General features: G+C 64.3%; 19 protein-coding genes and 1 pseudogene. 6 read left to right on the top strand and 14 right to left on the bottom strand.

Going from position 1 to position 21601, the window contains the following annotated elements:
- The first annotated feature begins 3 nt into the window (after positions 1–3).
- Entirely contained in the window at positions 4–1461 is a 1458-nt protein-coding gene (locus tag AC1RWL_RS30330; protein ID WP_493097093.1) for a glutamate synthase subunit beta, read from the top strand.
- Between the two features lie 70 nt (positions 1462–1531).
- On the opposite strand, the gene AC1RWL_RS30325 is transcribed toward AC1RWL_RS30330, so the two are convergent.
- A complete protein-coding gene (locus tag AC1RWL_RS30325) occupies positions 1532–2497 on the bottom strand; it encodes a calcium-binding protein (protein WP_493097094.1) in 966 nt (321 codons plus the stop codon).
- Positions 2498–2547: 50 nt separating this feature from the next.
- Complete coding sequence (locus AC1RWL_RS30320; RefSeq protein ID WP_493097095.1) at positions 2548–2811, bottom strand: PepSY domain-containing protein; 264 nt, start codon at positions 2809–2811, stop codon at positions 2548–2550.
- 112 nt (positions 2812–2923) lie between these two features.
- Between AC1RWL_RS30320 and AC1RWL_RS30315 the strand changes: the two genes are divergently transcribed.
- The 3 genes from AC1RWL_RS30315 to AC1RWL_RS30305 are packed head-to-tail and all read left to right on the top strand — an operon-like array spanning position 2924 to position 5264.
- Positions 2924–3259, top strand: coding sequence for a PepSY domain-containing protein (locus AC1RWL_RS30315; protein ID WP_439615928.1), 336 nt, complete (start codon positions 2924–2926; stop codon positions 3257–3259).
- Positions 3259–3924, top strand: a complete 666-nt coding sequence (locus AC1RWL_RS30310; protein ID WP_256120934.1) for a response regulator transcription factor — start codon at positions 3259–3261, stop codon at positions 3922–3924. Before AC1RWL_RS30315 ends, AC1RWL_RS30310 begins: the two co-directional genes overlap by 1 nt.
- Positions 3921–5264 carry a sensor histidine kinase gene (locus tag AC1RWL_RS30305; RefSeq protein WP_493097096.1) on the top strand — a complete coding sequence of 448 codons (1344 nt, stop codon included), beginning with the start codon at positions 3921–3923 and terminating at the stop codon, positions 5262–5264. Before AC1RWL_RS30310 ends, AC1RWL_RS30305 begins: the two co-directional genes overlap by 4 nt.
- On the opposite strand, the gene AC1RWL_RS30300 is transcribed toward AC1RWL_RS30305, so the two are convergent.
- Together AC1RWL_RS30300 and AC1RWL_RS30295 are read right to left on the bottom strand one after the other, a co-directional pair.
- Positions 5261–6409, bottom strand: a complete 1149-nt coding sequence (locus tag AC1RWL_RS30300; RefSeq protein WP_493097097.1) for an SGNH/GDSL hydrolase family protein — start codon at positions 6407–6409, stop codon at positions 5261–5263. The two genes, AC1RWL_RS30305 and AC1RWL_RS30300, sit on opposite strands and share 4 nt — an antisense overlap.
- 135 nt (positions 6410–6544) lie before the next feature.
- Complete coding sequence (locus tag AC1RWL_RS30295) at positions 6545–7765, bottom strand: lytic murein transglycosylase (RefSeq protein ID WP_439624000.1); 1221 nt, start codon at positions 7763–7765, stop codon at positions 6545–6547.
- 217 nt (positions 7766–7982) lie between these two features.
- Here AC1RWL_RS30295 and galU point away from each other — a divergent pair, with 217 nt between their 5' ends.
- Positions 7983–8870 carry a UTP--glucose-1-phosphate uridylyltransferase GalU gene (gene galU, locus AC1RWL_RS30290; protein WP_439624002.1) on the top strand — a complete coding sequence of 296 codons (888 nt, stop codon included), beginning with the start codon at positions 7983–7985 and terminating at the stop codon, positions 8868–8870.
- Between the two features lie 3 nt (positions 8871–8873).
- Here the strand turns inward: galU and AC1RWL_RS30285 are convergent, their stop codons facing one another.
- Entirely contained in the window at positions 8874–10364 is a 1491-nt protein-coding gene (locus AC1RWL_RS30285) for an outer membrane beta-barrel protein (protein WP_493097098.1), read from the bottom strand.
- 164 nt (positions 10365–10528) lie between these two features.
- Between AC1RWL_RS30285 and AC1RWL_RS30280 the strand changes: the two genes are divergently transcribed.
- Entirely contained in the window at positions 10529–11524 is a 996-nt protein-coding gene (locus tag AC1RWL_RS30280; RefSeq protein ID WP_493097099.1) for a KpsF/GutQ family sugar-phosphate isomerase, read from the top strand.
- A 64-nt stretch (positions 11525–11588) separates the two neighbouring features.
- Here AC1RWL_RS30280 and AC1RWL_RS30275 read toward each other — a convergent pair whose 3' ends face one another.
- From AC1RWL_RS30275 to AC1RWL_RS30235, 9 genes and pseudogenes are all read right to left on the bottom strand, one after another.
- Positions 11589–12047 (bottom strand): NfeD family protein, encoded by a 459-nt coding sequence (locus tag AC1RWL_RS30275; protein WP_493097100.1) that lies wholly within the window; start codon positions 12045–12047, stop codon positions 11589–11591.
- 2 nt (positions 12048–12049) lie between these two features.
- Positions 12050–13093 (bottom strand): SPFH domain-containing protein, encoded by a 1044-nt coding sequence (locus AC1RWL_RS30270; protein ID WP_256120942.1) that lies wholly within the window; start codon positions 13091–13093, stop codon positions 12050–12052.
- A gap of 171 nt (positions 13094–13264) precedes the next feature.
- Positions 13265–14296 carry a ferrochelatase gene (gene hemH, locus AC1RWL_RS30265; RefSeq protein ID WP_435266215.1) on the bottom strand — a complete coding sequence of 344 codons (1032 nt, stop codon included), beginning with the start codon at positions 14294–14296 and terminating at the stop codon, positions 13265–13267.
- 137 nt (positions 14297–14433) lie between these two features.
- Positions 14434–16401, bottom strand: coding sequence for a 5'-nucleotidase C-terminal domain-containing protein (locus AC1RWL_RS30260; RefSeq protein WP_493097101.1), 1968 nt, complete (start codon positions 16399–16401; stop codon positions 14434–14436).
- Positions 16402–16609: 208 nt separating this feature from the next.
- A complete protein-coding gene (gene omp10 / locus AC1RWL_RS30255) occupies positions 16610–16984 on the bottom strand; it encodes an outer membrane lipoprotein Omp10 (RefSeq protein ID WP_256120945.1) in 375 nt (124 codons plus the stop codon).
- A gap of 197 nt (positions 16985–17181) precedes the next feature.
- A complete protein-coding gene (locus AC1RWL_RS30250; RefSeq protein ID WP_256120946.1) occupies positions 17182–18633 on the bottom strand; it encodes a homospermidine synthase in 1452 nt (483 codons plus the stop codon).
- A 131-nt stretch (positions 18634–18764) separates the two neighbouring features.
- Positions 18765–19658 (bottom strand): heme-dependent oxidative N-demethylase family protein, encoded by an 894-nt coding sequence (locus AC1RWL_RS30245; protein ID WP_493097102.1) that lies wholly within the window; start codon positions 19656–19658, stop codon positions 18765–18767.
- Positions 19655–20110: pseudogene (locus AC1RWL_RS30240) on the bottom strand (aminotransferase class IV); the annotation flags it as partial. The gene AC1RWL_RS30245 and the pseudogene AC1RWL_RS30240, both read right to left, overlap by 4 nt.
- Before the next feature lie 326 nt (positions 20111–20436).
- Positions 20437–21594, bottom strand: a complete 1158-nt coding sequence (locus AC1RWL_RS30235; protein ID WP_493097104.1) for an aminodeoxychorismate synthase component I — start codon at positions 21592–21594, stop codon at positions 20437–20439.
- Positions 21595–21601 lie beyond the last annotated feature (7 nt).

The following is a 21601-nucleotide window of genomic DNA, read 5'->3' as shown; positions in this document are numbered from 1 at the left end:
ACGATGGGCAAGGTTACAGGTTTCATGGAGATCGACCGGCAGGTTGCAAAGTACCAGCCGGCCTCCGACCGCATCCGACATTTTCGCGAATTCACCATCCCCATGTCGGACCCCGAGGTCCAGAAGCAGGCCGCGCGCTGCATGGATTGCGGCATTCCCTATTGCCACGGCCCGACCGGCTGTCCGGTGCACAACCAGATCCCGGACTGGAACGACCTCGTCTATAACGGCAACTGGGAAGAGGCGATCCGCAACCTGCATTCGACCAACAACTTCCCCGAATTCACCGGCCGAGTCTGCCCCGCACCCTGCGAGGAAGCCTGCACGCTGAACCTGGAAGACGCACCCGTCTCCATCAAGACCGTCGAGCAGGCGATTGCCGACAAGGCCTATGAGATGGGCTATATCGTGCCGCAGCCGGCGACGGTGAAGACCGGCAAGAAGGTCGCCGTCATCGGTTCCGGCCCCTCCGGCATGGCGGCTGCCCAGCAGCTCGCCCGCGCCGGCCATGAAGTCCACCTCTACGAGCGCGAATCCAAGGCCGGCGGCTTGCTGCGATACGGCATTCCGGACTTCAAGATGGAGAAGAACTTCATCGACCGCCGTGTCGACCAGATGCGCGGCGAGGGCGTGACCTTCCATTACGGCGTCAATGTCGGCGTCGACAAGCCGATGGAAGAGATGCTCGCCGAGCACGACGCGGTGCTTTACTGCGGCGGCTCCGAAACGCCGCGCGATGCCGGAATTCCGGGCGTCGAGTTCACCGGCGTGCATGATGCCATGCCTTATCTCGTGCAGCAGAACCGCCGCGTCGGCCGCGAAAACATCGACAGCGTCGGCTGGCCGTCGGAGCCGATCCTCGCCGGTGGCAAGCATATTGTCGTCGTCGGCGGTGGCGATACCGCGTCCGACTGTGTCGGCACGGCCTTCCGCCAGGGCGCCGTCAAGGTCACCCAGCTCGACATCCGCCCGCAGCCGCCGGAAAAGGAAGACAAGCTCGCCGTCTGGCCGTTCTGGGCGACGAAGATGCGCACCTCCTCCTCGCAGGCCGAAGGTGCGGTGCGCGAGTTCCAGGTCGGCACGCTCGAATTCGTCGGCGACGAGGATGGCGTTCTGACCGGTGTGAAGTGCTGCCAGGTGGATGATCGCCGCAAGCCGATCGCCGGCACGGAATTCATCATCAAGGCCGACCTCGCCTTCATCGCCATCGGCTTCCGCGGACCCTTCACGGACAGCGTCCTGAAGGATCTCGGCGAGAAGCTCGCGATCAACACCGACAAGCGCGGTTCGTCCAACGTGATTGCCAACGAGCGCGACTACAAGACCTCGGTCGACAAGCTGTGGACTGCCGGCGACGTGCGCCGCGGCCAGTCGCTCGTCGTCTGGGCCATCCGCGAAGGCCGCCAGGCTGCGCGTGCGATCGACGAATCGCTGATGGGCTCGACCACGCTGCCGCGCTGAGGTTTTTGAAACGAAGAAAAAGGGCGCGCCGGGAAACCGGCGCGTCCTTTTTTTTCTGACTGTTGGGTTCTCAGACGAAGAGGAAGTCCGATGCCGAGAGGTCGGCGAGCTTGGTGTCTTCGAGGCGCAGTTCGCTCTGGCCGAAATCGAACACCACGTCCTTGCCGCCATCGGCGGTGCGGGCGATGTCGGTGAGGTCGGCGAAGCTCGATACGCCGAGGCTCTTGGCGATTTCGATCGTGTCGAAATCGGCGCGGAAGTCCTCGATTTCCGTCTTGCCCGTGTTGAAGACGAAGGTGTCGCGGCCGGCGCCGCCTTCCAGCTCGTTGTTGCCGGAGCCGCCGTTCAGGCGATCGTTGCCGGAACCGCCTTCGAGGTCGTCATTGCCCGCACCGCCCGACAGGATGTCGTTGCCGGCGCCGCCCTCCAGGTCGTCATGGCCGTTGCCGCCATAGAGCCTGTCGTTGCCGGCATCGCCGGAAAGCTTGTCGTTGCCGCTGAAGCCGGAGATCTTGTCATTGCCGGCGCCGCCGGAGAGCTTGTCGGCTTTGCTGGTGCCGTTCAGCACGTCATCGCCCGACAGCGGGTCCTTCGGCTCGTCGGTGTTCACGGACTTGAAGGAGAAGTCGCTGGCCTTCAGGCTCGAAAGCTTGGTGTCGTCCAGCGTCAGCGTGTTGCCATTGCCGAAGTCGAAGCGCACATCCTCGCCGCCATCGACGGACTTGGCGAGCGCCTTCAACTCGGTGAAGTTCTTCACGCCGAGCGCGCTGTCGATGACGATCGTGTCGTCACGGCTGGAAAAATCGTCGATCTCGTCGCGACCGCTGGAAAAGATGAAGGTGTCGCGGCCGGCGCCGCCGGTCAGCTCGTCATTGCCGGTGCCGCCCTGCAGCCAGTCGTTGCCCGCGCCGCCTTCGAGGTCGTCATTACCGCCGAAGCCGAAGAGCTTGTCGTTGCCGGCATAGCCGTAGATATCGTCAGCCGTCGACTGGCCCTTGAGCGTGTTGGCCTTGGAAGTGCCGGTGATCTTTACCATGGGAAATGTCCTTTTTTGATAGGGTCTTCAGGGGAGAGGTTGGGGGAGGATCAGTCTTCGCGTTCCAGGCGCAGGATCTCGCCGGTGTAGCTGTCGATCTTGGCTTCGCTGACGACGTTCTTGCCGTCGACGATCTTTGCCTCGAAGTGACCGTCGTCCATTTCGATCTCACGGATCGTGTAGCCCTTGGCGGAGAGTTCGTTGGCCACCTGCTCCAGGGTCTTGCGGGGCGAAACCTTGGTGGTTTCCGCCTGGGCGGGCAGGGCGAGGGCGAGGAGGCCTGCGGCGAGAAGGCCGGTCGTCATGGTGCGCATTGCGAAGTCCTTTCCTGTCGTTGTTGAGGAGAGGTTTCGCACAGGCCGCCTGTTGCTTGCCTGACAGGCGCTGTCAGCGATTTGTCAGCTTGGCTCGCGTATAGGTAGGCGCATGATCAAGAAACTCCTGACCCCCTTTCCGATGGCGCTCGCTCTGTTCGTCGCCCTCTCCATCGCGCCGCCCATGGGCGCGCAGGCGGATGACGACGACGATGCGGTGGAGCACGAGGAAGCCCGCCGGGCGCTCGAACAGGGCCTCGTGCGGCCGCTCGAACAGATCATCGTGGAGGCGCGCAAGCACGTTCAGGGCGACCTCATCGAAGTCGAGCTTGAGCGCGAGGACGGGCGCTATATATATGAGCTGGAATTCATCCAGCCGTCCGGCCAGATCGTCGAGCTTCAGCTCGATGCCAAGACGATGGCGATCGTAGAGGACGATGCCGACTGATGCGCCTGCTTCTCGTCGAGGACGATGCCCGCATTGCGGCCGATGTCTCCACCGTCCTGAGCGGTGCCGGTTATTCCGTCGAGACGGCTTCTGACGGCAAGGACGCCTGGTTTCTCGGCGATACCGAGGATTATGACCTCATCATCCTCGATCTCGGCCTGCCCAGCATGGATGGCATGTCGCTGCTGAAGCGCTGGCGGGCGAACGGCAGGCACATGCCGGTGCTGGTGCTGACGGCGCGGGGAAGCTGGGCGGAACGCGTCGAGGGCATCGATGCCGGCGCCGACGACTACCTGCCGAAACCCTTCCAGTTCGAGGAGCTGTTGGCCCGCGCCCGCGCCCTCATTCGCCGCTCGGTCGGCCATGGCGCGGCGACCATCGCCATCGGCGCGGTTACCATCGACACGCGGGCGATGCGGGTCAGCGTCAATGGCGTGCCGCAATCGCTGACGCCGCTGGAATACCGCCTCGTCAGCTATCTCGGCCACCACCGCGATCGCATCGTGCCGCCGACCGAGTTGCAGGAGCATCTCTACGGCGACGATTATTCGCGCGATGCCAATGCGCTGGAGGCGCTCGTCGCACGGCTGCGCAAGAAGCTCGGCGCCGTCGCCATCGGCACGCGGCGCGGCTTCGGCTATTATATGGGCGAGAGCGCGCCGTGACGCGCCGGTCGCTGCGCCTTCGCCTTGCGCTTGCGGGCGCCGCCTCCATCATCGCCGCCCTCGTGGCGGCGTTCTTCGTTCTTTCCACCCTGTTCGAGCGGCATGTGGAGCGGCGCATCGCCGCCGAGCTCGCGCTGCATCTCAACCAGATCATCGCCGGGCTCGCCGAACAGCCGGGCACGGCGCTCGATCTCGTCAAGCCGCCGGTCGATCCCCGCTTCGAGCGCCCGCTGTCCGGCCTCTACTGGCAGATCGAAGGCGAGGGCAAACGCCTGCGCTCCCGCTCACTCTGGGACGATATCCTCACGCTGCCGGATATCCCGGCCGGCGGCGTGCATACGGCGACCATTCCGGGGCCGGGCGCGGTGCCGCTGCTTCTCGTGGAACGTGAGGTGGTGACGCCAGAGCGCGCCGGTGCACGGCCGCTGCGGGTGGCGGTGGCGATCGACCGGGCCGACATTTCCCGCGCGACGGACGAGTTCGAGGGCGATCTCCTGCCCTATCTCCAGGCCCTCGCAGCCCTTCTGCTGGCCGCGAGCTTCGTGCAGATCTTCGTGGGTCTCAGGCCGCTTGCGACACTGACCGAGCGCCTGTCCGCCATCCGGGCCGGCAAGGCCGAACGGCTCGGCAATGATTTTCCCGACGAGGTCCTGCCCTTGACCGGCGAGGTGGATGCCCTGCTGCAATCGCGCGAAAACCAGCTTCGCAAGGCGCGCGAGCGGGCGGCCGACCTCGCGCATGGTTTCAAGACGCCGCTGCAAATCCTCTCCGGCGACGTGCTGCGCCTGCGCGAGCGTGGGGAGGAGAGCGTCGCCAAGGATATCGAGGCGATCATCCTGCGCATGCGCCGCCATGTGGATCATGAGATGGCCCGCGCCCGCCAGGCGGAACGTGGTCATGCCGGCCGCAGCGATCTTGGCCGGGTGGCCTCGCAGGTCGTCAGTGTCGTCTCGCGCACGCCGGCGGGCCGCGATCTCGATTGGCAGCAGGAGATTGAGTCGGGGCTGATCCTGCGCATCGATCCGGAGGATCTTGCGGAAATCCTCGGCAGCCTCGCGGAAAATGCTGCGCGTTATGCCAGGACCACCGTGGGCATCTTTGCCCGCATGGAGGATCACAACGCGATCATCGAGGTCACCGATGACGGGCCGGGCATTCCGGAGGGTGAGATCGATTTCGTGCTGAAGCGCGGCAGCCGTCTCGACACGACGAGCGAAGGCGCGGGTCTCGGCCTTGCCATTGTCGAGAGTTTCGTCGAGGAGGCGAATGGCAGCTTCGCGCTGGAAAACCTCCAGCCGGGACTTTGCGCCCGCATCACCCTGCCGCGGATTGTCGCTTAGGGCGTGGCGACCTTGTTCACGCGAAAATCATCGACGCGGCCGAGGGGCGCATCGGCAATCTCGCCCTTTTCGACCAGCTTTTCACGCAGGCTCTTGCCGTTGCCCTTGATGACAGCGCCGCCGAGCAGTGCCGTGCCGCCGTCGAGCGCCGGGTCGGCGAGGCTGATCGGCTGGGTCTTGGTGATTTCGGTGTCCTCGGCCGGCGCCGTCACCACGAGGTCCTTCAGGTCGCCTTGCAGGCCGGGGCCATCGGCGGCGGCGTCACCCAGCACACGGCGAATTTCCTTCTCCACGTAAAAGGCGAGCTTGCGCTTGCCGGCCTTGGTGAAGTTGATGCCGTCAGAGCCGCGCAGGCGCACCTGTTGGCCGTTGATGTCGGAGCCGGAAATCACGAACTTGCCGTTCTCGTCGACGAAACCGTCCCAGATATCGACGAATTCGCCGCCTGCCTTCTCGACGCCGGCGCGGTAGATGTTGTTCAGCGTCGTCATGTCGGCGGTCATGGCGGAGGACTGGAAGGCCGGCATGCCGATCCACATCATCGGCTTGCCGCCATTGCGGGCGAGGGTCGCGAGGCGCGCGACGCGGGCTTCGTATTCCTTCGTCCAGGCCTCGGAGCGGAACTTTTCCTTTTCCCCTCCGACCGTCATCTGCTGGCGGTCGTTGGCGCCCATGCTGACGACGATCAAGGCGGGCTTGGTTTCCGTGATCAGCGTGGGCAGCGAGGTCGGCCAGTTGTAATAGTCCTCGCGCACGATGCCGGACGAGCCGTTGGTCCGGCGCTCGACCACGATGCCGGGTGTCGCCTCGAAGGCGGCGATCAGCCCTTCGCCGAGGCTGCCGGCGATGAAGTCGCCGACGACGAGAACTACCTTGGCGTCCGGCAGCTTTTCGATCGCGGCCGGTTCCGGCTTGGTGGCGACCGTCGTCGTCTGCTTCTTCTTGCGGTTGGCGGTGCGCGGTTTCTTGACCTGCGGCTCGCGCACGACTTCCTTGCGCTTGGGCGTGCCGAACAGCAGTTCGAGGATCGTCTTGCGCTCACGGCGCTCCTGCGCACCGGCGGGGATGGCGGTCACGACGACGCTCGCTGCCACGGCAAAGGTGAGGCTGAGCCGCACAATCCGAAACGTCGTGGTCATGCTCATCGCGATGGGCTCTCCGTCTTGACCGCGATCCTGCGGGATATCGGTGGCGGCATGATGGCAAATGAAGTGCGCAAGCGGAAGCGCTGCGCAACAAAAAGGGGCGCCGAAGCGCCCCTGATGTCGTCCAAGTCGATCTTAGCGGCGCAGAGCCTTCAGCACCTGCAGGCTCGGCTCGCCATCGGCGGAGAGGCCCATGCGGTTCTGGAAGGCCTGGATTGCGGCCTTGGAGCCGGAACCGAAATTGCCGTCGACCTCGCCCTCGTAGTAGCCGAGTTCCTTCAGGCGCGTCTGCAACTCGAACTTTTCCGTGATGTCGAGTGTGCCCTCCGGGCGCGGCCAGCGCTGCTTGACGCCGCTATAGCCGGCAAGCTGGTCGGCCAGCATGCCGACGCCCATCGCGTAGGAGTCGGATGCATTGTAGCGCTTGATGACGAAGAAGTTCTTGGTCATCAGGAAGCCCGGACCGCCGTTTGCCGGCAGCTTCAGCTCGGCGCGGTCCGCGCCGTTCTTGAAGCCGGAGCCGTTCGGGCGGGTGAAGCCGAGCTTCGCCCATTGGGCGAGCGTCTTCGTCTGGCCGGAATATTTGCTGCCGCCGGTCGGCACGACAATCTCGTAACCCCAGGTCTTGCCGGCCTGCCAGCCGTTCTTGGCAAGCAGGTTCGCGGCAGTCGCCAGCGCGTCCGGCACCGAATTCCAGATGTCGCGGTGGCCGTTGCCATCGGCATCGACGGCATAGATCAGGTAGCTCGTCGGGATGAACTGGGTGTGGCCCATCGCGCCGGCCCAGGAGCCGGTCATGTCGGAGGCGGCGATGTCGCCGCGCTGGATGATCTTCAGCGCCGCAATCAGCTGCGTGCGGGCAAATTTCGCGCGCTTCTTGTCGGCATAGGCGAGCGTCGCCAGTGCACGCGGCACGTAATGCAGCCGGTCATCCTTTTCGAGCACCGCGCCGTAGTTCGATTCCATCGACCAGATGGCGAGCAGGATGTTGCGGTCGACGCCGAAATGGCGTTCGAGGGCAGCCAGCGTGCGGCCATGTTTCGCCGCCATCTCCTGGCCGACGCGCACCGTGTACGGGTTGACGCGAGAATCGAGATAATCCCAGATCTTGTGCTTGAATTCCGGCTGGTAGGCGGCCTTTTCGAGGACGGCCGGGTCGGGTGTCTTGACGCCGGAAAACGCCTTCTGGTAGGTCGATTTGCTGATGCCGGCTTCGGATGCCGTCGCGTAGAAGTCGGCGATCCACTTCTGGAAGCGGGCATCCGCATGGGCAGCGGTGGCCTGGGCGAAAAGCCCGGCCGTGAGCAGGAAGGTGAGCGCGGATCGGCGCAGAACGGTCTTCAGATTCTGTGTCATCGGCTATCATGTCCGTTTTCAAATTTCGGTTCGATGGCAGGGAACCATCGGCTGTTCGCAAAACTTATAAAAACGAAGTCAACAAATTCTTTACCATCAAATTTTTCCCCCGTCTTCTTTCCTAAAAAAGTCGTGCTTTGCAAAAAAATAGCAATTTGACTCTATTTCGGCACAGATATGTCCTGGCCATGAGGGCAGGGGCTCAACGAGGTGATTAATGTCTCAGACACGTAAGGTTCGCAAAGCAGTGTTTCCAGTGGCGGGCCTCGGCACCCGCTTCCTTCCGGCAACGAAAGCCGTGCCGAAGGAGATGCTGACCGTCGTTGACAAGCCGGTGATCCAATACGTGGTCGACGAGGCGCTGGATGCCGGCATCGAGCACCTGATCTTCGTGACCGGTCGCTCCAAGGCCGTCATCGAGGACTATTTCGACATCCAGGTCGAGCTGGAACAGACGCTGCGCCAGCGCAACAAGACCGCCGAGCTGACGCTGCTCGAAAGCATCCTGCCAGTCGCGGGCTCCACGAGCTTCACCCGCCAGCAGGAGCCGCTCGGCCTCGGCCACGCCGTCTGGTGCGCCCGTGAGCTCGTCGGCAACGAGCCTTTCGCGCTGCTGCTGCCCGACATGATCATGAAGGGCGAGAAGGGTTGCCTGAAGGGCATGGTCGAGCTCTTCGAGCACAGCGGCGCCAACATCATCGCCGTCGAGGAATGCGCGCCCGACCAGGCCCACAAATACGGCATCGTCGGCGTGGGCGAGACGATCGGTGACGGTTTCGCCATCACCAAGATGGTCGAGAAGCCGCCGCAGGGCACGGCACCCTCCAACTTCTTCATCAACGGCCGCTACATCCTCCAGCCGGAAATTTTCCCGATCCTCTCCACGCAGGAGCGCGGCGCGGGCAACGAGATCCAGCTCACCGACGCCATGGTGAAGCTTGCCGGCAGCCAGAAGTTCGCGGCCTATCACTTCCGCGGGGAAACCTACGACTGCGGCGCGAAGGACGGCTTCATCCTGGCGAACATCGCTTTCGCGCTCGCCCGTGCGGACATTCGTCCCTCCGTCGAGGGGCCGCTCAGAGAACTCGTCGCCAAGCTCAAATAAGGCTTAGCGCCTGAGCACGAGACCGATGCCGGCACGCGTGATGCCGGTGTCGGGGCCGGACTGGGTCGTCAGCTCATAGGAGACGTCTCCCGTGAGCGCCAGCCAGCGGTTGAGGTCCCAGGTGAGCCCGGTGCCGACGAGGTAGACATTCTGGTCGGCGCTGCCGGAGGAGGGGAAGTTGCGCCAGATATAGGCGCCGCTCAGCCGCGCCACGAGGTTTTCGCGCAGTTCGTGCGTCAGCTCCGCCGTCGTCTCATAGGCGACATAGCCGCTCTGGCCGGCGCTGGTCGAGGGTTCGATTTCCGTGCTGAGGCCGAGCCTCAGGTCCGTGCCGCGCTGCGGCGACCAGAAGATCGAGCCGTCGATCGCCACCGCTTCGATGGCCTTGAGGCGGTTGTCGTCGAAGGCGGAGCGCTGGTAGCCGATGCCGAGTTCGCCACGCAGCTTTTCGCCAAGATCCACTTCCACGCCCGCGCGCGCGCCAAGCGTAGCGGCGGAGCGCTCGTAGCCCAGTGAATCGCGTTTGTGATCGTAGATCGAGCGGCCGACGGAAGCTTCGAGATAGGGGATCAGCGCCGGCGAGACTTCGAAGCCGACGCGTCCGGTGATCGTGCCCTCGGTGAAGTTTCTATCGGAGAGGCTGAGCTTGTCGCCGTTTGCGAGTTTTGCCGAGCCGTAGATTTCGCGTTCGACATCGGTGGCGATCGTGCCGCGGATCACGCCGAAATCGCGGGTCACCCGCGCGCCAGCCGTGAAATTGTGCACGCCGGACTGCACGCTGGCGCCGTCGATGGCGTTCGGATCGCTGGAGTTTTCGCGCTCGAAATTGTAGCCGGCGGTCAGGTTGGCGATCGTGTCATTGCTGAGGTCGAGCCGAAGATCGCTGTTGATGTTGAATTCCGGTTCGGTCTCGCCGCTGCCGCTGAGATTGCGCTGGTAGACGCCGTCGGCGACGATCGAGAGCTGGTGGCGCGACCAGTCGGAGACGAGCGAGCCGCGGAAGCCGGTTTCGGAAAAGCTGCGGCTCTCAGAATTGGAGCCCGTCTTGGTCTTCTCGTAGCCGATGCCCTGCGACAGCGAGGGTTTCAGCACGAAGGCGCCGAGGCGGATGCCGGTCGGCTCGTAGGGGTCGCCGAATTCGCTCGTCACATTGTCGACGTTGCCTTCGCGCGCGTTCAGGCGTTCGCCTTCGCGGGCGGTGCGCCGGATGGCGCCGGTCTCGTCCGCGGCCTCGGCCAGCGCACCGGCCTGGTCGTCGGTCAGGGCAGGCTGGGTCGTCGTTGTCGTGGTGGCTGTCGTCGCCGCATCGGCCGGGTCCGCATCGGGATCGGCATCCGGATCGTCGACGAGGGGATTGAGCGGTTGCTGGAACGTCGTCGTTTCGGCAGGCACTTGCTGCTGGGCAAAGGCAGGAATGGCGGCAAGGACAGTGCCGGCGAGCAGCAGCCCGGCCAGACGCCGTGACAGGCGGGGCGAACGTGCCCCGCGATCCATTCCGTTTGCCTCTGGCATGATTGGGCCTGCGATTCTTTCAATTTCCTAAGCGAATGTAAACCGTTGTGGTTAACGCTTGGTTGCTTTCGGGCGGAATCACTCGCCGTAACAATCTGCTGTCATTCGTGCATGGACAGTTTCTTACAAAAGCGCTAACGAGGCGCATGATCAAAAGACAGGCACAAGTTGACAGCGACGGCGCTATCGCCTCCGCACTCCGCACCGTTGAAACGGAAAAAGCTGGTCTCACCGCTCTCTCGGCGGCCCTCGAAGGACGGCTCTACGACGCGTTCTGCGAGGCCGTGCGCCTCATCGGCGACATCAGCGGCCGCGTCATCGTCACCGGCGTCGGCAAGTCCGGCCATATCGGCGTGAAGATCGCGGCGACGCTCGCCTCCACCGGCACGCCGTCCTTCTTCGTGCATCCCGTTGAGGCCACCCATGGCGATCTCGGCATGATCGCCCGCGACGACGTCATCCTTGCCATGTCCTGGAGCGGCGAAACCGCCGAATTGCAGGGCATCGTCTCCTATTCCCGCCGCTTCTCGATCCCGCTGATCGCCATTACGTCTGGCGAACGCTCCGCACTTGCCCGCGAGGCGGATACGGTGCTGCTGCTGCCGAAGGAGCAGGAGGCCTGCCCGCACGGTCTGGCGCCCACCACCTCGACGCTGATGCAGCTCGCCCTTGGCGATGCGCTCGCCGTGGCCCTGCTCGAAGCGCGCGGCTTCACCGCGACCGACTTCAAGACCTTCCATCCCGGCGGCAAACTCGGCGCGAGCCTCTCCCATGTCGGCGATATCATGCACAGCGGCGAGAACATGCCGCTCGTGGCGCTCGGCACCTCGATGCCGGATGCCGTGCTGCTGCTCTCGCAGAAGCGTTATGGCTGCGTCGGCGTCATCAATGACGATGGCATCCTCGTCGGCATCGTGACGGATGGCGACATCGCGCGCAATCTTTCGCGCAACCTCGCCGAGCTCAGTGTCAACGAGATCATGACGCGCGCGCCGAAGACCGTGAAGCCGACGACGCTCGCGACCGCAGCACTCGGCCTGCTCAACCAGTACAATATTTCCGCGCTGATCGTCACCGACGAGACCTTCCGTCCGGTCGGCGTCGTGCATTTCCATGATCTGCTCAGGATCGGCGTCGCCTGATCTGGACGTCCACAGGTACAAGCCAAAACCCCGCATTTCCAGGACATGCGGGGGTTTTGTTTGACTAGATGGCTTCGACCGTCAGATTGCTGCCGTTGCTGGTCGTGACGCGCACGCGGGCGCCGACCGGTAGATCCGGCCCCTGAACGTTCCACATCGTATCATCGAGACGAATGCGGCCGCGGCCTTCGGCGATCGGCTGTTCCAGCGTCGCCGTGCGGCCGATGAGGCTCTGGCCGCGCTGGTTGAGATGCGGCTGGTCGGAGGTCTGTCCGCGGCTGCTGACGATGCGCCGGCCGATGATCGCCGCGATGAGCGACAGCACAGCAAAGACCAGCCATTGCGCGTGCCATGTCCAGAACGCGGTTTCCCACAGGGCGAGCGAAAGGGCGCCGGTGATGATGGCCGCAATGCCGATCCAGACGAGGAAGACGCCGGGCATCAGTACTTCGAGTATCAGCAGAACGATGCCCAGCACCCACCAGGCCCAGGGGCCGAGTTCCGTGACGACGCGTTCGATCATGCTCAGCCTCCCTGCGACGTCGGGTCGAACGGGTTGCGGAAGGCGGGCGTCGAGGCGGTGGTGGTCGTTGCCGGGGTGGTCGTCGTCTGGCGCGTGCGGGGCGTGACCGCACCTTGGGCCGGGCCGCCGTCGCCGAACACTTCGCGGGCGATGGCGCCGATGCCGCCAAGCGAACCGACGAGCGCGGAGGCTTCCATCGGCATCAGGACGATCTTGGAATTCGGTGCCTTGCCGATGGCGGCCATGGCTTCGGTGTATTTCTGGGCGACGAAGTAGTTGATCGCCTGCACGCTGCCGGCGGCAATCGCCTCCGACACGACCTTCGTTGCCTTGGCTTCGGCTTCCGCCAGACGCTCGCGGGCCTCGGCGTCGCGGAAGGCGGCTTCGCGCTGGCCTTCGGCTTCGAGGATGGCCGACTGCTTTGCGCCTTCGGCACGCAGGATCTGCGCGTTACGGGCACCTTCGGCTTCCAGCACCTGGGCGCGCTTTTCACGCTCGGCCTTCATCTGCCGGCCCATCGAATCGACGAGGTCCTTCGGCGGCGCGATGTCCTTGATCTCGACGCGGGTGATCTTGATGCCCCAGGGATTGGCAGCTTCATCGACGACGCGCAACAGCTTGTCGTTGATCACGTCGCGGTTGGAGAGCAGCTCGTCCAGGTCCATCGAGCCCATGACCGAGCGGATGTTGGTCATGGTGAGGTTGAGGATGGCGTTTTGCAGGTTGGCGACCTGATAGGCGGCCTGGGCGGGATTGAGGATCTGGTAGAAGGCGACGCCATCGGCGGAGACGCTCGCATTGTCGCGGGTGATGACCTCCTGCGTCGGGATGTCGAGCACCTGCTCCATCACGTTCATCTTCGCGCCGATGCGGTCGATGAAGGGGATGATGAGGTTGAGGCCGGGCTCCAGCGTGCGCGTATAGCGGCCGAAGCGTTCCACCGTGTACTGGTAGCCCTGCGGGATCGTCTTGATCCCGGCAAACAGGATCAGGATGACCAGGACCACGAGGGCGATGACGACGATATCCAATCCTGCCAAATCCATGGTGTTCTCCCCAAAGCATGTCGCGCACCGTGTTCAGCGGTTTCGCGGGAACGACATGCGTAAATTCAATAATCCAAAGCACGCGCGCGCTTTGCAGGCCGCGCGGCGCCACTTTAAGGAATACGCGCCGCGGCGCCAGTCTATTTGGACGGGTGGAAGATTTATCGGCGCTCAGATCCAGCCGGCGAGTTCGCGCCGCACGACCTTCTCCAGCACGGCCATGCCTTCGGGCGAATCGTTGAGACAGGGGATGTGGGTGAATTTCTCGCCGCCATTGTGGTGGAAGCTTTCGGCCGCCTGCTCGGCGATCTCTTCCAGCGTTTCCAGGCAATCGGAGACGAAGCCGGGATTGATGACGGCGATGCGCTTAACACCCTCCTGCGCCAGCTTTTCCACCGTCTTGTCGGTGTAGGGCTGAAGCCATTCTTCCGGCCCGAAACGGGACTGGAAGGTGATCATCAGCTTGTCTTCCGACCAGCCGAGACGCTCGCGCAGCAGGCGCGCGGTTTTCTGGCACTGGCAATAGTAGGGGTCGCCCTTTTCGAAATAGCTCTTCGGAATGCCGTGGAAGGAGGTCAGCACCTTCTCCGGTTCCCAGTCGAGCGTCGCCAGGTGCTTCTCGATCGAGACGGCCAGCGCATCGATATAGGCCGGGTCGTCGTGATAGGGCGGCACCGTGCGCAGTGCGGGCTGCCAGCGCAGCTTGAGCAGCGTCTCGAAGGCCTTGTCGTTGACGGTGGCCGTGGTCGCCGCGGCATATTGCGGATAGAGCGGGAAGACGAGGATGCGGTCGCAGCCCTGCTTTTGCAGATAATCCATGCGCGACGCGATGGAGGGCTGGCCGTAGCGCATGGCCCAGTCGATGACGACCTCGGTCTGATCGGCGAAGGATTTTGCCATCAGCTCGGCCTGGCTGCGCGTGTAGGTGCGCAGGTAACTCTCGTTCTTCTCCTTGTTCCAGATCGTCTCATAGGCCTTGCCGACCTTGCCGGGGCGGGTGTTGAGCACGATGCCGAAGAGGATCGGATACCAGGCGAAACGCGACCATTCGATCACCCGCCTGTCCATCAGGAACTCCTTCAGGTAGCGGCGCATGGAGGTGTAGTCCGTGCCGTCAGGCGTGCCCAGATTGACGAGCAGCACGCCGACCTTGCCGTTTTTGACGGGCGGATGGCTGGCGGGCGTGGCGGCTGGGTGCGGCATGATGCGGTCCTGTACGTGCGGGTTTTCGGTCATCGCCCGTTTACGCGGGCGGAGCCGGGTTGGTTCAGAATCGTTCTAAAAAGAAATGCCGGCCCGGGAAAGCCCGGGCCGGCAGAAAAAGTGGAGACAAATTGTCCTTATTTGGCCGGGATCGACAGTTCCGTGCCGACATGCAGGGCACGCGGCCGCGGATTGCCGTTGGCTTCCGCGATCCGGCGCCACAGCGTGCCGTCGCCATAGGCGGCCTTGGCGAGGTCCCACAGCGTATCACCGCGTGCGATGACATGCTTGCCGCCGGCCGTGGTGGTGCTTGCCGCGGTTTCGGTCGCCGTGGTGGTGGCTTCGGAACCGGTTGCGGTTTCACCCGTCGTCGGCGTTGCGGCGCTGTCGACGGACTTGGCGGCCGCATCCGTGGAGGTCGCCGTTTCGCCCGTGGCCGGCGCGGTCTCGGTGCTGGTTGCGGTCTCGGCGGTGGTCGTCGGGCTTTCGACGACGGTCGCGGCTGCTACCTCGGTGATGCGGCCGTCCGTGTAGGGCTTGTACGGGCGGTTTGCCGAAAGATAGTCGGCGACGACCAGTTCGAGGTTCGGGCCGAAGTCATAGGCGTTCATGCCCGCCTTGGCGAAGACGGAATAGCCGTCACCGCCGGCACGCATATAGTTGTTGGAGACCACGTTGTAGGTCTTGGCCGCATCGAGCGGCACGAAGCCGTCGCCTTCCTTCACCTCGACGGAGACGACGCGGCTACCGGCCGGCTTCGACTTGTCGAAGGAATATTTCATGCCGGAGACCTGCGGGAAGCGGCCGGCACCCTCTTCGATCTGGCTGAGGCCGTTTTCGAGGGCGGCGACGAGGTCCGAGCCCTTGAGCTGGAAGGTCGCGACAGTGTTCTGGAACGGCAGGACCGACAGCACTTCGCCCATCGAGACCGGGCCGCCGTCGATCGAGGCGCGCAGGCCGCCGCCATTGGTGATGGCGATCGTCGTGCCCTGGCCCTTGGTGCGGTCGAGGATGGCGTCCGTCACCAGGTTGCCCATGGCGCATTCGGCCGCGCGGCACACTTCGCGCGAGCCGTCGATGGGGGCGGCGCTTTCGGCGACGATCTTGTTCTTCAGCTCCTCGATCGGGCCGCCGAGCTCCTTGATGCGGGCGAGGACGGCCTCATCCGGCTTGATCGACGCGTCGATCAGGATCGGCTCGCCGGAGCTTGCCTTCACCACGCCCGCGTCGTCGAAGACGACCTTCAGGTTGCCGAGATATTTCGAATAGGCGCCGGCCTGCACGACGGGCACCTTGTAGCCGCCGGGATTGTCGACCAGCGTCGGGTAGGGGCCTTCCGCCTTGTCCGAAGTGTTCGACAGGAAGGTGTTGGTGTGGCCGCCGACCACGACGTCGACATCCGGGATTTTCGCGATCGCCGCGAGGTCGCGCGGATAGCCGACATGGGTGAGCGCGATGATCTTGTTGACGCCCTGCTTCTTCAATTCACCGATCGCCGCGGTGATATCGGCAACGTCATCGCCGATCAGCACGTTCGGGCCGGGCGAGGAGAGTTCCGCCGTGTCGTTGGCAACCGCGCCGACGATGCCGATCTTCTGGCCGCCCTGTTCGAGCACGATGAACGGCTTGATGCGGTCCCCGATCTTCGAGCTTGCGCTCGCGGCGACGTTTGCGGTCACGACCGGGAACTGCACCTTGTCGAGGAAGGTCGCAAGCCCGTCCTCGCTGTCGTCGAATTCATGGTTGCCGACGGTCATGGCGTCGAACTTCATCAGGTTCAGGAATTCCGCTTCCACCGCGCCCTTGTAGGTCGTGTAGAACAGCGAGCCCTGGAAATTGTCGCCGGCATTCAGCAGCAGCAGGTTTTTGCCGGTCTGGGCCTGGCGCTGGGCATCGATCGCAGCCTTGAGGCGCGCGACGCCGCCGAAGCATTCGCCCTTGCCTTCTTCCTCGGCCGAGCAGGTCGAATCGAACTTGTTGATCGCCTCGATGCGTGAATGCAGGTCGTTGATGTGCAGGATGTTCAGCTCGTAATCCGCAAGCGCGGAGCCGCTGGAGAGCGCGATAAGGGAGGCGGCCAATAGGCCGGATCGGAAAATCGTCATGGTCCTGTTCTCCTTGTTTGCCCGCGGCGTGGCGCGGGAGAGGCTGTCCGCTGCACGATAGGCCGGAAACATGACAGCCGGCCGGCGGATGTTTTCACCGCTTGTCGGCAACTTCAAGAGAAAAGACACGACGCCGAAACGATCGCATGTTTATGCGCCCAAAACGAAAAAAGGGCCTCGCGGCCCTCTCTTCTCGATGTGCCGTCGCTCAGACCGCGCGGCGGGCGAGCGAGAACTGCGCGCCTTCGGCCGTGGTGCAGTTCAGCTGCGCCTGGCTGACCAGCGCGCAATTGACCTTGGACTGAGTGTTGCGCACCAGCGAGGTCATGTTGATCTCGACCAGCGTCGGCGAGGTGTTGATGTAGGTGCCGGATGCCAGGAGCTGGTTCGTGTCGGTCGTGCGCGTCGAGAACGTGCCGGCCGCAAAGGTGGAGACGATGCCGTTCGGATCGACCCAGGCGCCCTCGACGCCGGTCTGCTGCTGCTGGCGGATGGGAGGCAAATCCCGGGGGGCGCGGTCGCTCTGGCAGGAGGCGAGCGCGACAGAGGCGGCCAGCAGGCTGAGGGCGGTGATCGGCTTCATCTACAGTCTCCCAAGGTCACGGTGGCGCGAACCACCCGTCCAATTCGCCAGACCATGCCGCGAAGAGACGTCGAAAGCAAGACGGGCCACCCGGCGAACCGGCATTATCCCATTGAAAGCCCCGCCGAAAGCCTCCTTGAAACGAAGACGCCCGCGGCTTGGCCGCGGGCGTCCGGCATTCGGTTTGTCAGGCCGCTTTAGCGAACCAGGATGTTCTTGAACTGCCACGGATCCTTCGTGTCGAGGTCTTCCGGGAAGAGGCCCGGGCGGCCGTCGAGCGGGGTCCAGTCGGTGTAGTGGCCTTCGACCGGGCCGAGATACGGCGTCTGCACTTCGAGGCAACGCTTGTAATCGACTTCGTCGGCTTCCACGATGCCGGCCTTCGGGTTTTCCAGCGCCCAGACCATGCCGGCGAGCACGGCGGAGGTCACCTGCAGGCCGGTCGCGTTCTGGTAGGGGGCGATGCGGCGGGTTTCTTCCAGCGACAGGCGCGAACCGTACCAGTAGGCGTTCTTGTCGTGGCCGTAGAGCAGCACGCCGAGTTCGTCGATGCCGTCCACGAGTTCGTTCTCGTCGAGGACGTGCAGAACCGGCTGCTGGTTGCCGCCATTGCCGAACATTTCGTGCAGCGAGAGCACGGCGTCGTTGGCCGGATGGTAGGCGTAGTGGCAGGTCGGGCGGTAGGAGACATCGCCGTCCTTGTCGCGCACCGTGTAGTAGTCGGCGATCGAGATCGACTCGTTGTGGGTAACGAGGAAGCCGTATTGCGGGCCGGGCGTCGGGCACCAGGAGCGCACGCGCGTGTTGGCGCCGGGCTGTTCCAGGTAGATCGCGGCCTTGCAGCCCTTCTTGTGCTTCTTGGCGTTCTTCGGCATCCATTCTTCATGGGTGCCCCAGCCGAGTTCGGCCGGCTGCAGGCCTTCCGAGATGAAGCCCTCGACCGACCAGGTGTTCCAGAAGGTGTTGAACGGCTTCGGGTTCTTGGTGCGCTGGGTGTCGCGCTCGGCAATGTGCACGCCCTTGACGCCGACCTTCTTCATGAGCTTCGCCCAGCCTTCGCGGTCGTCCTGCGCGGGCTCTTCGAACTTCAGCTCGAGATCCTTGGCGAGGTTGACCAGCGCCTGCTTGACGAACCAGGAGACCATGCCCGGGTTTGCGCCGCAGGTGGAAACGGCCGTCGTGCCGCCCGGGTTCTTGTCCTTCTCGTGGCGCAGCGTTTCGCGCAGCGCGTAGTTCGTGCGGTCGGCATTCTTCATGCTCTTGTCGAAGTAGAAGCCGAGCCAGGGCTCGATGACCGTGTCGATATAGAGCGCGTCGAGCTTGCGGCAGAGCTTGATCAGGTCGAGCGAGCCGGTGTCGACCGAGAGGTTGACGCAGAACGCCTGGCCGCCGCCTTCCTTGAGGAGCGGCTTCAGCAGGTCCTTGTAGTTTTCCTTGGTGATATGCGCCTTGATGTGACGCACGCCGTGGCGGGCGTAGATCTCGGCATCAGCGGCGTCTTCGCGCGGCTCGATGACGATCAGCCGGTTCCGGTCATATTTGAAATGGCGCTCGATCAGCGGCAGCGTGCCGCGCCCGATGGAGCCGAAACCGATCATCACGATCGGACCGGTGATTTCGCCATAAACCGGATAGGTGCTGTCTGCCATTTGGTTCTCCTGCGGACGGCCGCTTTTCGCAAAAACAGGGCCTCTGAGGGCCCCATAGCATAGTATCGCAGCGCTAGAGCACAGATTTCTGTCACAATAAAGAGCGGCCACGGATTTCTGCGGTGATATTCTTAACCGGCCGCAACCGCCCGCAATTGCGCCGCGAGCGTCGCCCTTTTCGCGACCAGTCCCTTGTATTCGGCCTGCGGAAGGCTCAGCGCTTCGAGCTGGTCGGCGAAGACCGCCGCGACCTTGGCGGCATCCGGCAGTGCGCGCACCGCGGCGAGCGGATCATTGTAGATGCGGATGGTGAAGAGGATGTCGCCGGAGGCCGGCAGCTTGCGCAGCGTCTGGCGCTCGACCCGCGCGAAGGTGGTTTCGAGCGACAGCGTATGCCCTTCCGGCAGGGCGCCGTGCGCTTTGGAGGCCGGATAGTGCAGGTCGGCATCGGGATTGATCGACCAGTTGAAGCGGAAGACCGGTTGCTCGACCTTGAGATTGTCGAACATGCGGTTGATCAGCGTGGCATTGCGCGTGCCGTCGCCGAAATCCGGCACGGGCGCATGAATATCCTCCATGCGGCGCCCGAATTTTTCCGTGAGCGTCCAGGAGGAGGGGAAAGCGACATAGCCGGCGACAAGCCGCCAGCCGGTTTGGTCGCGGCGCATGAGGACGAGATCCTCCTGCACCAGCGCGCCAGCCGTGATCAGCGGCGCCTCGTCGGTGTCGAGCGCAATGGTGCGTTCGCCGATGCGGATCGTCGATCCTTCGCGGTGGTAGAGGCCGGGGTGCTGCTGCGTGACGTGGCCTGCGAGAAGGTCGAGAACCTCCTGCTGCGCTGCGCGCGTCTCCGCTTCCTCGACGAAGACGGTGTCGCGGTGATCGGTGATGAGCCGGTCCTTTTCGCGAAGATAACGTTCGAGGTCGCCATCGGGCTCGATCCAGCGGGCGGGGTCGAGCGGGCCGAGGCCGATGGTAAAGAGACGGGCGGAGCCGTCATAGGGCGTGTAGGTCGGCTGTTTCATGCGAGGCTGCCCCGGATGAGCCCGCGCAGCGAATTGCCGACGAAGATGGTGCCGTGGGCGAGATCCTCGGGCCGCAGGACCTGTTCTACGGCCTCGCCGCTGCCCAGCAGTTCCTGCCGGAGCACGCCGGCAAGCAGACCGGAGGTGAGCGGTGGTGTCTTGAGGATACCGGAGCCGTCGTCGAGGAAGAGAGAGGTGATGGTGCCCTCGCAAAGTTCGCCGCGCTCGTTGAGGAGAAGGACTTCCTCCGCCTCCGCCGCGGGAATTTCGGCGCGGGCGGCGGTATAGGCGGCGCGGCGGGAGGTCTTGTGGCGCAGCAGCAGATCGTTGGAAGCGAGGCGGGTCTTGGCGATCTTAAGGCGCCAGGTTGTGTCGGGCGCGAGCGGCGTGAAGGGGGCCGTCTGCACATCGATCCGACCGTCGGCGAAAAGTTCGAGACGGATGCGGAGGGGCTGAGGTTGCGGCGCACCCCCCTCTGCCCTGCCGGGCATCTCCCCCTCAAGGGGGGAGATTGGACAGACGCTTTGCTTTCCACCAAGAACGGGCGTCGTTGCTCCCGCTCCGCCGGCCGATAGGAGGGCCGGTGAGGGTCCCGCATCGATCTCCCCCCCTGAGGGGGAGATGCCCGGCAGGGCAGAGGGGGGTAGCGCAGCAGCGAGCGCCGACCTCGCGCCATCCGCTCCCGGCAACCTAAGCTCCGCCGCCGACCGTGCAAGCCGCGCCAGATGCCGCTCCAGCCGCACGAAGCCTGTGCCGGGCTCCCACCGCAAGGTCTCGATCAGCGAGATATCCATTGATCCCCCACCGCAAAACGCGCCTTCAGCAGCGCTTCCTCATATTCCGCCTCAGCAGTGGAATCGAAGACGATGCCGCCGCCAACGTTGAAGACGGCTTCGCCATTCTCAAAGAGCGAGATGGTGCGGATGGCGACGTTGAAGCGCATGGTGCCGTTGGGCGCGATCATGCCGATGGCGCCGCAATAGGCGTCGCGCGGGCCGTCCTCCAGGTCGTGCAGGATTTCCATGGCGCGCATTTTTGGCGCACCGGTGATCGAGCCGCAGGGGAAGAGGGCGGCGAAGATGTCGCGGATCGAGGTGCCGGGCGTCAGCTTCGCCCGCACATGGCTCACCATCTGGTGCACGGTCGGGTAGGTCTCTACGGCGAAGAGTTTCGGCACATGAAGCGTGCCGACCTCGGTGATGCGCGAGATGTCGTTGCGCAGCAGGTCGACGATCATGCGGTTTTCGGCCTGCGACTTCGGGTCGGCCTGCATCTCCGCGATGATCCTCGCATCCTCGGCGGCATTGGCGCCGCGCGGCGCCGTGCCCTTCATCGGATGCGTCTCGATCCAGCCCTCTTTATCAATGTCGAAAAAGAGTTCTGGCGAGCGGGATAGCAGTTGCGGCCCGTCCAGCGAGACGAAGGCACCGTAGCGCACGGGCTGGCGCTCGATCAGCGACCAGAAGGCGGCGAGCGGATCGCCGGTCCAGCGGGCGCGGATCGGCATGGTGAGGTTCGCCTGGTAACAGTCGCCCTGGCGCAGATGCTGGTGCAGCCGGTCGAAGCGGCCGCGGTAGGTCTCGAAATCCCAGTCGGCCTTTGGCTCGGTGAGGAAAGGCTCGTTCTCGGTGCGCTGGCGCGGCTTGGCGAGCGGGTGGTCGTCCGCCGGCTTCTCGAAGATGCCGAAGCTCATCAGCGGCGTCGGCCGGTTTTCCACCGCGAGCGGCGCAAGCTTTTCCTCGAAGAGATGGCCGGCCTCATAGCTCATGAAGCCGGCGATCCAGTGGCCTTTTTCGTGCGCCGCCTGCAAGGCCGCGAAGGCCGGCTCGAAGCCGGCGCGCTCGCGCACGGTGACGATCGCGAGCGGATCGGCGAAAACCACCGTCCTGTCCTCGCGGTCGTCCCTGAGGAGCACATAGCGTTCGCGGTCGGTCATGCGGGCA

This window comes from Shinella sp. GW821-FHT10F02, from assembly GCF_058809275.1.
The sequence above is the reverse complement of the archived record's forward strand: the minus strand, read 5'-3'. Positions and strand labels throughout refer to the sequence as shown.

Bases quoted from the DNA above. Each gene is read 5' to 3' on its own strand.
- AC1RWL_RS30330 (WP_493097093.1), top strand. From the start codon at position 4: ATGGGCAAGGTTACAGGTTTCATGGAGATCGACCGGCAGGTTGCAAAG.
- AC1RWL_RS30325 (WP_493097094.1), bottom strand. From the start codon at position 2,497: ATGGTAAAGATCACCGGCACTTCCAAGGCCAACACGCTCAAGGGCCAG.
- AC1RWL_RS30320 (WP_493097095.1), bottom strand. From the start codon at position 2,811: ATGCGCACCATGACGACCGGCCTTCTCGCCGCAGGCCTCCTCGCCCTC.
- AC1RWL_RS30315 (WP_439615928.1), top strand. From the start codon at position 2,924: ATGATCAAGAAACTCCTGACCCCCTTTCCGATGGCGCTCGCTCTGTTC.
- AC1RWL_RS30310 (WP_256120934.1), top strand. From the start codon at position 3,259: ATGCGCCTGCTTCTCGTCGAGGACGATGCCCGCATTGCGGCCGATGTC.
- AC1RWL_RS30300 (WP_493097097.1), bottom strand. From the start codon at position 6,409: ATGAGCATGACCACGACGTTTCGGATTGTGCGGCTCAGCCTCACCTTT.
- AC1RWL_RS30295 (WP_439624000.1), bottom strand. From the start codon at position 7,765: ATGACACAGAATCTGAAGACCGTTCTGCGCCGATCCGCGCTCACCTTC.
- galU (WP_439624002.1), top strand. From the start codon at position 7,983: ATGTCTCAGACACGTAAGGTTCGCAAAGCAGTGTTTCCAGTGGCGGGC.
- AC1RWL_RS30285 (WP_493097098.1), bottom strand. From the start codon at position 10,364: ATGGATCGCGGGGCACGTTCGCCCCGCCTGTCACGGCGTCTGGCCGGG.
- AC1RWL_RS30280 (WP_493097099.1), top strand. From the start codon at position 10,529: ATGATCAAAAGACAGGCACAAGTTGACAGCGACGGCGCTATCGCCTCC.
- AC1RWL_RS30275 (WP_493097100.1), bottom strand. From the start codon at position 12,047: ATGATCGAACGCGTCGTCACGGAACTCGGCCCCTGGGCCTGGTGGGTG.
- AC1RWL_RS30270 (WP_256120942.1), bottom strand. From the start codon at position 13,093: ATGGATTTGGCAGGATTGGATATCGTCGTCATCGCCCTCGTGGTCCTG.
- hemH (WP_435266215.1), bottom strand. From the start codon at position 14,296: ATGCCGCACCCAGCCGCCACGCCCGCCAGCCATCCGCCCGTCAAAAAC.
- AC1RWL_RS30260 (WP_493097101.1), bottom strand. From the start codon at position 16,401: ATGACGATTTTCCGATCCGGCCTATTGGCCGCCTCCCTTATCGCGCTC.
- omp10 (WP_256120945.1), bottom strand. From the start codon at position 16,984: ATGAAGCCGATCACCGCCCTCAGCCTGCTGGCCGCCTCTGTCGCGCTC.
- AC1RWL_RS30250 (WP_256120946.1), bottom strand. From the start codon at position 18,633: ATGGCAGACAGCACCTATCCGGTTTATGGCGAAATCACCGGTCCGATC.
- AC1RWL_RS30245 (WP_493097102.1), bottom strand. From the start codon at position 19,658: ATGAAACAGCCGACCTACACGCCCTATGACGGCTCCGCCCGTCTCTTT.
- AC1RWL_RS30235 (WP_493097104.1), bottom strand. From the start codon at position 21,594: ATGACCGACCGCGAACGCTATGTGCTCCTCAGGGACGACCGCGAGGAC.